The organism is Xenorhabdus innexi, from assembly GCF_002632485.1.
In the GTDB taxonomy this organism is placed as follows: Bacteria; Pseudomonadota; Gammaproteobacteria; order Enterobacterales; family Enterobacteriaceae; genus Xenorhabdus; species Xenorhabdus innexi.
Window position 1 is genome coordinate 1 of the sequence record NZ_NIBU01000087.1, and the last position, 11,088, is coordinate 11,088.

An 11,088-nucleotide genomic window follows, 5' to 3' on the forward strand; every position below is an offset into this window, starting at 1 on the left:
ATTCTTGTTTTCGGCCTATTTTTAACATTTAAAATCAATACCTTGAGAGCGTATAAGTGGTGCTTTTGACGGTAATAGGTGGTGCTTTTGACGGTAATAGGTGGTGCTTTTGACGGTAATAGGTGGTGCTTTTGACGGTAATATTCACAACTTTGAGTGGTTGACAAAAAAAAAACACCACATATATTTGTTGTGGTGTTAAAAAAATAGAAACCACTTATAATTATATGGTGCAAAAACTATGACAGAACTTGTAGCCTACAAATCTAATGCACTCATTGAAGCCAGTTATAAACTAACGCTTCAAGAACAAAGAGTTTTATTGATGTGCATTGGTAAGCTAAACCCACAAGCACCCACACCAGAAAAAACGTTTCAATTAACAGCAAATGAATTTTATTTAGCGTTTCCTGATATGGGTAAGGAAAATGCAGAAAGAAGGTTACAAGAAGCCGTAGATAGATTGGCAGAGCGATGGATTTATATTCACTGGAAAGAAAAAGAAGAAAAAATAAGGTGGATTCAAGGTCAGGCTAAATATTTTAATGGGCAAGGAAAAATTGAGTTAGTTTTCTCAGATTTAATAATGCCTTATTTGACTCAATTAAAAGGCCAATTTACAACAATTGCGGTGAAAAACGTTTCATCACTAAAAAGAACTTATAGTATAAGAATTTATGAGTTGTTAATGCAATTCAAAAAAACAGGTGACAGAATTATTAGCCTTGAAGACTTTAGAACTATGCTAGGAATTAAAAATAAATATTTACAATTCAGGGACTTAAATAAACTTCTTTTAAAGCCATCCATTAATGAATTAAATCAAAAAAGCAATATTATTGTTTCCGTAGACACAGTTAAAAGTGGTCGTAATGTTGTTGCTTTGCATTTCAACTTCAAAGAAGATAACCAAATAAAAATGGCGATTTAAAGCACCATTTTTATTTGTGGTTAACTAATTAGAATAATAAAAATAATTTTCAATCCCTACTTTTTGATTTGAATTACTATTGTCTTTTTAGATTGTATGTTAATTTGTTATTCCAATATCTAAAAAAAGGATGGTAATTTTATGTCGTACATGATTTATTTAACTTTAAATGGTAAAAAACAGGGTCTCATATCGGCTGGATGTTCAACTCCTGACTCAATAGGAAATAGGTATCAGAATGGACACGAAAACGAAATACAGGTACTGAGTTTAAACCACTCAATAACTCGCCAACAAAACGTTAGTCACAGCCCTATACAATTAATTAAACCCATAGATAAATCATCACCACTATTAGCTATGGCAATAGATTCCAACGAATCTTTAGATGGAAAATTTATTTTTTACAGAACTGGACAAGCAGGACATTTAGAGCTTTTTTATGAAGTTAAAATAACTGAAGCCACAATATCTGAAGTTTCTTGTGTCTATCCAAATTCGATAAATGATTTTGATGCCATGCCATATGAAAGAGTTATACTCAATTATAAATCAATATCATGGAATCATGTATCAGCAGGTACATCTGCCTATAGTATATGGGAAGACAGAATCTACTAAGTAAAAAAAACTAAGCATATAACTATATGCTTAGTAACACAATTTTATATTTCTAACATATTCATTTGGTGCAACCCAAGATTTTTTACTACATGTTAAATATCCAAACGATTTCAATTTATAATCAGAATATAAAGAAACTGGAAAACTTAAAATAAAAACAACAAAAAAAAGCCTTGTAAATATTTTAAATAAATAGTTTATAAATTCTTTTGAATTACTTACAAAACAGATTAAAATAACAGAAAAAAACATATGAAAAGCTATAGGGAAACCAAAACAAAGAAGAAAAATCCTCCATGAAAAATATACTCTCTCGTCTAAATTAATCAAAGAAACAAGATCTTTCCATGAGTCAAAAACAACAAATAACAAACCAAACAAACAAACAAGAGATGTTAATACATAAAGTATTTTTTTCCAAAAAGGAATATCTAGCAAACCTTTACTACTAATAACATTCGACATATATAAACCTTGTATTTAAATTTGCCCCATACTAAAACCTTTGATTAAATTATCTTTTACCCTATCAATATTTTCCTTTTCCTTATACTTCTCTATAATTTTGTTAGTGATTCCATAATCATTATCTAAAGCATTTAAAAACATAGTAATACCTACTCCAATCAAGAAAATCCCAACAGCAATACCGATTAAACTTGCTCCTATAAGTAAAAGAGGAGCAGTTACAACCTTTCCAATAACGATAGTTGCCAAAATAGTAATAGCTAATTTAGCTATATCAACTGTAATATTACCTAAAAAATCAGCAAGGGCATATTCATCCTTCGTCATCAATTCTACACCTCTATAAGCAAGAGAAAAATATATACAATATTTAACACCACCTAATACACCATCTATAATACCTTTTGAACCAATTCCTATTTTTAATATTTGCGGATTATCAATACGATAAACTGAACCTGTAATAAGTTTACCTACGCTTTCTCTACCAGTTATTTTTATATAAGTAATACCTTTAACTTTATATTCTTTAGCTTTAACACCAAGACTTTTGAACTCATCAATTATTTTAACCACCCCAATAGTTTCAAGCATATTTCCAAAAAAAGAAGATGCAGGATCGGTACATGCAAATATCTTATCTTTCCATACCTTATGCTCACCATCTTTGCATAAGTAAGATTTTAAGAATCCAGCAGCTTCTTCTAGAGTTATTAAAGCATAATGCTCTTCATTTTCATTTAGTTTCCTTTCAAGCTCAGCAAATTGTTTTTTCCTATATTCTTTCGTATAAGTAAGAGGTTTTAGTGTTCCATTTTCAAATACTAAGTCCCCATCCATAAATGCATCTTCAATTTCACGTCTACTCATTTTGCACCTCATAACATTACATAACTTGATAATTTATCAAAATTTTGTCTCATATTTTATCGGACTCAACTATTTTTTCTTTAGTTTTTCTGCATTATTGAGAGCTTCATCCATTTTACTTTCCAGTGCCTTTAGCTGTTTTTCAACTTGTACTGTTTTCTGATAAGTATGACTAATCAGGTTATAATTGTTGTTCACACCCTGACTGAAGAAAAAATTGGCACTGATGCCTGTAACAATTGTGACAGACAGCATTGTACCACCGACAATCCACCAAAAATTGCTTTTAAGCTGCCCACAATTCTCTCTAAGGTTATTTTCAGCTTTATTCATCTCCTTAACAAAATCACGGCTACGATCACTCAGTGCTCTAACCTGAGTTGCTATCGCTTCCATTTGCGCATCCGTTTTCTGCCGGACAGCCCCCGCAATATCGGTTTTCCCGATGGTGACCAAAATATTCTGGCCAATTTCGGCTGGCACAGAGTTAGCCAGCTCCCTGAACTGTGAAGCGCTGGTGTCCAGTGAATAGATGGCACTCTCTTTAATCGTATCCAGTTTTACCAGCACCGCGTTCATCTGGGATTTTTGTACTTCGATATGATCCAACTCTGCCAATTGCCTTTTTAACGCCTCCGTTGCCAGATTCAGTCCGTTCTTGGCGTCCGTGATAGCATCAAAGGCAGACCGCTGAGATTCCCCCACGGCGGTTAGCATGCCGTCTATCACTGCCTTTTCTTTTTCCAGTACGGAGAGATAACCGGAAATTTTTTCAAAATCTGTCAGTTCTTTGTTCATGTCTGCCTCTGTTACCGACTAAAACCCATCTTGGGTGAATGACGTTGTTTCTTTTCCTGTTCAGCTTGCTGCCGAATTTGCCTGTCGTGCTCTGCCCGTTGCTTTTCCAACAGTCTCAGCCTTTCTTCCTGCCTTTTTATTTCCTCCAGTTCCTGCTGCTTTTTCTGTGCCTCCTGCTGATAATTTTCCTTAAATTGCCTCATTCCATTAAAAAGTTCATGTTTACACTGAAAGTGATTCATATCACGGGTAATTTCAGGGGAATAAACTATTTCGTCTTGTTTTTCCATCAGATGAAGAACATGCTGGCTGGTTTCCTGCTCACGCCGGATATGCCGGAATTCAATGATCGCGCTGCGTTCCAGCGGATTACGCCATGCACTGGGCAACATTTTTTTTTCCGGCACACGATCTAATCCCTGTTTGGCATAGCTGCGCATATCGATACGGTCAGCACAGTGCGCCAATTCCAGATGCTGGTTACACAGAATTTCCCAACGCCCACGCAAGGCTATAATCAATGCCTTCCGTGAGCGAAAATCTTCCCCCGCGTAACTTTTCTGGCTGCCGCCTTTTTCCGGTGTCTTACGGTTAAAACGTTTAAAATACTGCTCTGGATCACGAGGAATACCGTCATCTATCCGCTCTGAAAACATCAGGTGGCAATGAGGCTGCTCCCCGCCATCCGCTGCCATCGGCACATGAATAGCCCACTGGTAGGCACGCTGTTCGCCCATTTCCTGCCTAACCCAGTCACGGATAAGCGCTTCCCGTTGTCTGGGATCGAGTTCACGGGGTAAGGCAATTTCCATTTCTCGATAGGCTGTTCCGTTCTGCCGTTCGAAAGCATCCGCTGCCAGCCAGAATTGTTGGGGGTTATCAGTCGCCCATGCGGGCATATTGCCGTAATCCGTTGCTTCCAGCCGTTCACTTTTTTCAAGACGCTTTTTATACTTTCCTTCACGGGCAATATAGGCAGCATGTTGTGCGCCTTTTCCCTTCCTGCCTACTTTCACACTTAATCGGGCTATCGCCATAATAAGATGTCTCCGGTGTTACCATTTTTGGGCAAAGCCCAAAACGCGCGTTTCTTATCGAAGATAAGAAACACCTAAGCGCGCCTTCCATATAATTATAAATATTAGTGAGCCGCTTTGCATTATGCTAATTTTGCAACAGGCGAACATATATTTATGATTATATGGAAGGAAAAATCGCTCACGTACTGGCATTATACTATGAGGTAGGAATGAACACGAAAGACGAATGGCTACAGACACGAATAAGCTATATCACGGGGCTGAAATCCCCCACTGAACAACAGCGATTGCTAGTGAAGCTGGCAGGGATTAAAAATCCAACACGGGACGAGGGACGCAAGCTCACGGTACTGATACGGGCAGAGAAAGCCGCAGAACGGGCAATGAAAGCTAAAGGCGCAGCAGCAAGGGTTATCAACGCTGAGCGGCTGGCAGCGCGTAAGGCTCGCAATCATGAGATGTTTAAGGTGGCGGGTCTGGTCAGCCTTGCAGGGCTGGTTGACAAAAAGACGGGACAGCTCACACTCGATGCAGGCACGTTCGTCGGGGCATTGTCAAAACTGTCAGTTTGTACCCCTGAGAAATTGCAGGAACTGAAAACCCTTGGTGATCGCCTAATAGCCAAGGGCGAAGAGAAATAATCCCTGAAAACTATAACAGGAAAAATAGCACCTTATGAAAAACCGCCGCTTTGAGCGTAACCGGCATTTAGCAAAACAGTACCATCAAAACAAACACAGTGATCAGTTTGAGGAAGGAATTCTAATCCGGTACGACTACACTGACCAAGATCCCAATGGATTATCGTGGTGGGATGATGTCATGTTCATTCAGGGAAAAGTACGTGTTGCCGTCGCATGGCAACACCCTCGCCAAGCCTATCATGACAAAATTGAAGATGCCGCCTTTGAAGCTGTGGATCAACTTTATCAGACTCACCAGAAAATCAAGAACAAGGGGTTCTTAGTCAAAGAAAAAACGTATAAAAAAGTGGGACAAAGCCGGAAAAAAACCATTGGTTACACCATGTTCAAAAATGATGACAACCAGGCATGGCTTGATGCGCTCAATGCGGAAAAAGCCCGTTTATGTCAAGAGGCAAACTTCATCATTCATCCCTCATTCAAAATCGAAATGCTGGCTTGGTGCCGTTATGTTCACATCGTGGCACCGATTGAGGTTCGAAACGTTGAAGAACTGCGTAAACTGGCGCATTTAGTTCGCCGGTTACTGAAAAGGGAAACCATGTTAGATCAAGAATTCCCAGATTATACATACGGAAAAACCCAATGGGTGGCTGACGGTTTGACGGAAAGAAATTGATCCTTTTTGGCTGTCTTCACTCAATATAATTTTACTTGGAAGAAGACAGGACAAGGGATACGAGCCAGTTTTTAACGGCGTTACTTAGTAAATCCAAGTGACGCCACGAATGGGACATTAATCAATTAACGTTGATGGCGTATAATCAGCACAGGTCAAGTTGCATTACCCCACACTGACGGATAGTTGGAGCACGACAATGAACAACACAACCCACTATGAAAACGCTAACTTTCTGCGTGAACTGGCAGAGAACCTGCCACGAATTATGCCCAGTGCCAACGCAGCCCAAAATGCAGAACTTCTGCAACGGCTGGCTAATGAGGAACTGGCACGGGCTGAGTACGAAGAACAGGTAAGAGCCAAAGTGGCAATCAGCCGTGCAGACAGTCGCCCAGGCATCACCACCGAACAGCTTCGCCAGCAACTACAAAATCGTTATCAGGCGTTACGCGATGCGGTATAACGTCGAATGGAAACAAGGGGCTATCGAAGACATCATGGCGCTTTTTGACTATATCGCGGAAAACTCCTCACTCTGGGATGCCAGAAATGTAACGGATCGCCTCCTGAATTCGACAGACAAACTGGCAGAATTTCCCCGTCTGTATGAGGTCGATTCACGCTATGGTGAAAATGTACGTCGCATCAGTTTGGTCGGGCAACATGTGCTTTACGAGGTAGACGATAAGACGAAACGGGTCAGCGTACTCGCAGTCGTTGGACAACGGCAGAACCCCCACCCCATACACACGTATGTGATGCCTCAAAGATGACTGTTCCAAGTCTCTTGTACGTTCCTTGCAAAAAAGAACAAAATTATGAACGGGTGGTTTTAGCTACCTAACTCACCCGGTTAATATAATAGGTCTTATGCGCATATTGACTTTATGATTTAAAAAATCACTTCAATATCAATATCGTCAACACACGTTTGCTTTTGACTATGGTTATCAGCAGTATGCCACTCGCCATTTCTTAACGTAATATCACTTAACCCATCAATTTGAATACAGCGCCAATTACGTTGCGATCCGGGAATGATGGAGCCAGAACTACTGTGTCCACCAAACTGATAAAACAAGGCCTGCTCCTTTCCATTTTTTTTACCTAAAACATGAGGACACATTTCTCTTAAGTGTCCTTTGTACATGGCAATAACTTGTTTTTTATTTCTAATTGCTTCTTCTATCAAATCGTAGTTATCCGACATTACGTATCCTTTGAATATATAAGTGTAATGTATTAATTAGGGGCTTAAAAAAAGAAGGCAAAAAGTTATTTTTATAATTGTGAACCAATATACAAAATAAAATCATTTAATCCCTTTGGCAGTCCAAGAACTTTTAGGGGTCTGACGCTCAGTGGGGCGAAAACTCACGTTAAGCAAATTTTGATTAATAAAGCCGATTTAAAGATTGTGATAATAGGAGCGATAACGGCATGAAAAAGGTATATTGACTGCGTGCACTATTCTACAAGAGATACACGGGTAAACGCGCGCAGCAGGAGGCATCATAAAGGAAGTTAAACTAACTCCTAACTCATGCCAATTGCGTAGATTTAAATAACAGCATCAGAATGAACCTTAAAGTTATCCAAGAACAAGAAGATTTAAACTTGGTAGGTCTTGATTGATGAGGTTTTTTATTTGCCCGATAAATCAAAGTATTATGGACAGTGAATATCATACCGAAAATGGCGTCTTTTAAATCGAAAAGCGGCACATAATGCACAGGTATGTCTGTTAATCGATTTTTCAGACGGATTTTTTTCGTCCCACTGAGCATCAAACCCAGCATCCGGCTGATATCATTGCCGCATTACGCAAACAAGGAACAACCTTAACAGCCATTTCCCGTCAGGCTGGATTAAGTCCATCCACGCTCTCGAATGCACTGGCTTGGCCTTCATCCTTCCGAAATTTGGCCTAGTCGTTATTTCGATTACATGGGCTGCCTGATAGAACGTAATCCTCGAAATAAATCATGATAGAAAATTATTGGCTTCACTGAGTGAATATTTGCCTTAAATCAGGCATAACAAGGGCTACGAGCCAATTTTTGGCTGCGTCACTTGGATTTACCAAGTGACGCAGCTAATGAGAAATAGGAAGTTAACGCTACAAATTTTTGGAGGATTCCGGCTTACAATTCCTATACAGAGCCATATTTAACTTATAATCATCCCCTGAGATTATAAGTTTATTCAAATAATGGATGAAAATTTATGGCTGTTTCTGTAGCTGAGTATCTAGGACAACGAACTGATGTAGATGAAAACATAGTTCCTGTACCTCCCGAAACTAATGTTCAATGTCCATTTATGGATAGGACATGTGATAAGGTATCGAAAGGATTAGCTCCAATATGTTCTGTCAGGAAAACAGATGGTAGTATTTGGATTACCTGTGAACACCGTCTTTGTTCATCAAGAAGAATAAACAAAAACAAAAAACCAATAGGTTTAGTTTTACATCAACAAACTATTTTATTAGAAATCGCTAAATTTATATATAATAATGATAATCTAAAGGAAGATGAAATTGGGATAAAAAGAGAAGTAAAAATCCCATTACCAGAATCTGGTAATAGCTACCATGCCGATTATGTTATGAGAAACTTTTCATCTAAAAATAAAGTGGATGAAATATTACTCGAAATGCAAGGTGGTGGAGAAACGAGTAATACAGGAAATATATCTACTAATATAGATATATGGTCTAAACAAGATAATCCTACCAACTCTGTTTTGGCAAGCATTGTCAAAGCCAGTACACTAGAAACAAATGCATGGAGAAGACAGCAAGAGCAGTTTTTAGTCAAGGGAAATGTTGTCGACCAAACTGGAGGAAAAATAGTTTTCGCTGTTGGTCTTCCATTGTACGAATATTTATACAAAAGAATAAAAAACGCTAATTTAAGAGACTTAAGAAGACATAACTGGACTTTATGTCTTCTACCAATAGAGGAAAATAACTCATTAGATAAAAAAAGTGGGCCCGTACCTCTAAGAATAAATAAAGAGAAAGCAATATTTACTAATTATTCTACTTTTGTTCGATTTCTCACTGATCAGGGCAGTCCTTGCCCTGAGATATTCGAAGGTGAGTTCACATTACTTAATAACGAAAAGCTTACTGTTTAGCTTCTCGGTCAATTAATATTATTCTTTTACCTATCCATTCTATAATAGGCACTGCAACTGCATTGCCTATTGCTCTGAATCTACGAGAGTCCAATTTTTTGGAAACCCCTGTAATGTTTCGTATTCTGAAGGGAGCATCCGGCGAACATACAGCATCGGAGCTTCCTCTTGAATCGAGAGTGTATGTTTCTCCATCATTTCTAAATCCTTTTGCTTGAGGTCCTGCACTGGGCTTTCTTCCAATTCCTGCATGTTGGATAGAATAGATATTTGCTTTTGATATGCTGTCAGCATATCTTGCGGCAATTGTTGTTCTCTCTCCAGTGCCCGATTTATCAACGAATTTAGTTGCTCCGGTTTCAAAAAGGACTCTAGCGGAGCGCATGTCTCCAAAACTTCCGACAATGTACACTCGACGTCGTCTTTGGGGTGTTCCAAAGTATTTTGCGTCCAACACTCTCCACGATAAGCCATACCCGAGTTCATCCAGCGTTTCGATAATTGTTCTGAAATCTTCTCCGTTGTGGGAATTGAGGAGACCTGGAACATTTTCGATAATAATCCAGTCAGGTTTTCTTTCTTTAATAAGTTTTGCATAAGTAAAAAACAATCCACTCCGTTCACCTAGTAAACCTTTTCTTTTGCCTTGATTAGCTAGAGATACATCTTGACAAGGAAAGCCACCACACCAAACATTGCTTTCTGGTATATCTTTGGGATCAACAGATGATATGTCACTTATTAGCGGAATATTAGGCCAGTTTTTTTTAAGAACTTCCTGACAAAATGAATTAATTTCACACTGAAAAACAACATCCATTCCTGCTTTCTCTAGCCCAAGATCAAAGCCTCCAATACCAGCAAAAAAAGAAGATACTTTATACAACATACAGAATTTGTTCACTCAAATAGACACTATAATCACTATAGTAAAGATATACTGATCAAATGGCCAGTTTTTTTAGAAAAATTTTATGGAATTCACATAAAATGAGCCAAAAAAGCCAGAAAAGTTATCCTAGGAAATGACGAATTGATTTCACCATTCCTTTTACTATACATATTGTAACAGGTGATTATATTTCAAATTATCTAAAGGAAGTTTCTCCATATAACTGTTTTTTCATTTAACATAACAGCCGTTGCCAGCACCGCCCCAAACGCCCTCAGCACGGTTTTACGCTGAAACTGGTAACCCACGCACTTCCCTCCCAAAAATCCGCAAAATCGCGGACAGAGGTTTTTAACCGTGTGCATAATTATGCATATCTCTGTCCTCATTCTTGTTTTACGTCAAAATAAGCACGTAAGTCGGATTTTAAAGGATTTAAACAGATGGGAGTGATCTGAAGAGGACATAACGTTATACAAGGGATCATGTTTAAATCGCCTCAGCGTCATTCTGGTCACTTTTCTTTGTTACGGTGATGGAACTATCACTTGAAGATAAAAACCACTCAGAATCATTTCTACGCCTTTTTACGGCATTAAAAACACAGTGTCAGTATGTTAGCCATTGAGGATCATCTTGATCAATGCTGTGATCCTAAAGATGAGTTCGCATGATGACATGAGACTCATTTCTACTAAGCCGTGAGCAAAGCGAACCAATCCGCGCAAAACTAAATGGTGACTTTGATGTTTGTTGTCGGAGATGCGGAATTGCATCTTTTTAGTGTGGATTGGGGTTACTTTTGTACGCCATTCTTTATTTCAGTGATCTACATCACAAAATTTTTCCGACTTATCCACAGCGCGTGCCCTTTTTTAACTTGTTTTTTTGTTTTTATTCTTGTTTTCGGCCTATTTTTAACATTTAAAATCAATACCTTGAGAGCGTATAAGTGGTGCTTTTGACGGTAATAGGTGGTGCTTTTGACGGTAATA

At 38.5% G+C, this 11,088-nt stretch carries 13 protein-coding genes and 1 pseudogene; 8 read left to right on the top strand and 6 right to left on the bottom strand.

All coding sequences use genetic code 11. The features are described 5' to 3' along the window. The first annotated feature begins 241 nt into the window (after positions 1–241). Positions 242–931 (top strand): replication initiation protein, encoded by a 690-nt coding sequence (locus tag Xinn_RS18595; RefSeq protein ID WP_099137733.1) that lies wholly within the window; start codon positions 242–244, stop codon positions 929–931. Positions 932–1,072: 141 nt separating this feature from the next. Then, positions 1,073–1,552, top strand: coding sequence for an Hcp family type VI secretion system effector (locus Xinn_RS18600; RefSeq protein WP_099137734.1), 480 nt, complete (start codon positions 1,073–1,075; stop codon positions 1,550–1,552). A 30-nt stretch (positions 1,553–1,582) separates the two neighbouring features. On the opposite strand, the gene Xinn_RS18605 is transcribed toward Xinn_RS18600, so the two are convergent. The 4 genes from Xinn_RS18605 to Xinn_RS18620 form a co-directional block, all read right to left on the bottom strand. Next, on the bottom strand, positions 1,583–2,020 hold the full coding sequence (locus tag Xinn_RS18605) for a DUF1240 domain-containing protein (protein WP_099137735.1): 438 nt from the start codon (positions 2,018–2,020) through the stop codon (positions 1,583–1,585). A 15-nt stretch (positions 2,021–2,035) separates the two neighbouring features. After that, the gene (locus Xinn_RS18610) at positions 2,036–2,893 is read right to left on the bottom strand and encodes a hypothetical protein (RefSeq protein ID WP_099137736.1); all 858 of its coding nucleotides are present in this window, start codon (positions 2,891–2,893) and stop codon (positions 2,036–2,038) included. Between the two features lie 69 nt (positions 2,894–2,962). Next, positions 2,963–3,691: a hypothetical protein gene (locus Xinn_RS18615; RefSeq protein ID WP_099137737.1), complete on the bottom strand. Its 729-nt coding sequence runs from the start codon at positions 3,689–3,691 to the stop codon at positions 2,963–2,965. An 11-nt stretch (positions 3,692–3,702) separates the two neighbouring features. Next, positions 3,703–4,728 carry a MobA/MobL family protein gene (locus Xinn_RS18620; RefSeq protein WP_211286036.1) on the bottom strand — a complete coding sequence of 342 codons (1,026 nt, stop codon included), beginning with the start codon at positions 4,726–4,728 and terminating at the stop codon, positions 3,703–3,705. A 212-nt stretch (positions 4,729–4,940) separates the two neighbouring features. On the opposite strand from Xinn_RS18620, the gene Xinn_RS18625 reads away from it, so the two are divergent. The 4 genes from Xinn_RS18625 (at position 4,941) to Xinn_RS18640 (ending at position 6,830) form a co-directional block, all read left to right on the top strand. Continuing rightward, the gene (locus Xinn_RS18625; protein WP_099137746.1) at positions 4,941–5,372 is read left to right on the top strand and encodes a conjugal transfer protein TraD; all 432 of its coding nucleotides are present in this window, start codon (positions 4,941–4,943) and stop codon (positions 5,370–5,372) included. A gap of 34 nt (positions 5,373–5,406) precedes the next feature. Next, on the top strand, positions 5,407–6,054 hold the full coding sequence (locus Xinn_RS18630; protein WP_099137738.1) for a hypothetical protein: 648 nt from the start codon (positions 5,407–5,409) through the stop codon (positions 6,052–6,054). A 199-nt stretch (positions 6,055–6,253) separates the two neighbouring features. Continuing rightward, a complete protein-coding gene (locus tag Xinn_RS18635) occupies positions 6,254–6,520 on the top strand; it encodes a plasmid stabilization protein (RefSeq protein WP_099137739.1) in 267 nt (88 codons plus the stop codon). Then, complete coding sequence (locus Xinn_RS18640) at positions 6,510–6,830, top strand: type II toxin-antitoxin system RelE/ParE family toxin (protein ID WP_099137740.1); 321 nt, start codon at positions 6,510–6,512, stop codon at positions 6,828–6,830. The genes Xinn_RS18635 and Xinn_RS18640 overlap by 11 nt, the downstream gene beginning before the upstream one ends. 119 nt (positions 6,831–6,949) lie before the next feature. Here the strand turns inward: Xinn_RS18640 and Xinn_RS18645 are convergent, their stop codons facing one another. After that, the gene (locus tag Xinn_RS18645; protein ID WP_099137741.1) at positions 6,950–7,267 is read right to left on the bottom strand and encodes a hypothetical protein; all 318 of its coding nucleotides are present in this window, start codon (positions 7,265–7,267) and stop codon (positions 6,950–6,952) included. A gap of 541 nt (positions 7,268–7,808) precedes the next feature. On the opposite strand from Xinn_RS18645, the pseudogene Xinn_RS18655 reads away from it, so the two are divergent. Both Xinn_RS18655 and Xinn_RS18660 read left to right on the top strand, forming a co-directional pair. Next, positions 7,809–8,046, top strand: a pseudogene (locus Xinn_RS18655) (helix-turn-helix domain-containing protein). Positions 8,047–8,283: 237 nt separating this feature from the next. After that, a complete protein-coding gene (locus Xinn_RS18660) occupies positions 8,284–9,201 on the top strand; it encodes a hypothetical protein (protein ID WP_099137743.1) in 918 nt (305 codons plus the stop codon). Here the strand turns inward: Xinn_RS18660 and Xinn_RS18665 are convergent. Continuing rightward, a complete protein-coding gene (locus Xinn_RS18665; RefSeq protein WP_099137744.1) occupies positions 9,191–10,090 on the bottom strand; it encodes a DNA cytosine methyltransferase in 900 nt (299 codons plus the stop codon). The genes Xinn_RS18660 and Xinn_RS18665 overlap by 11 nt on opposite strands. Positions 10,091–11,088: the final 998 nt, after the last annotated feature.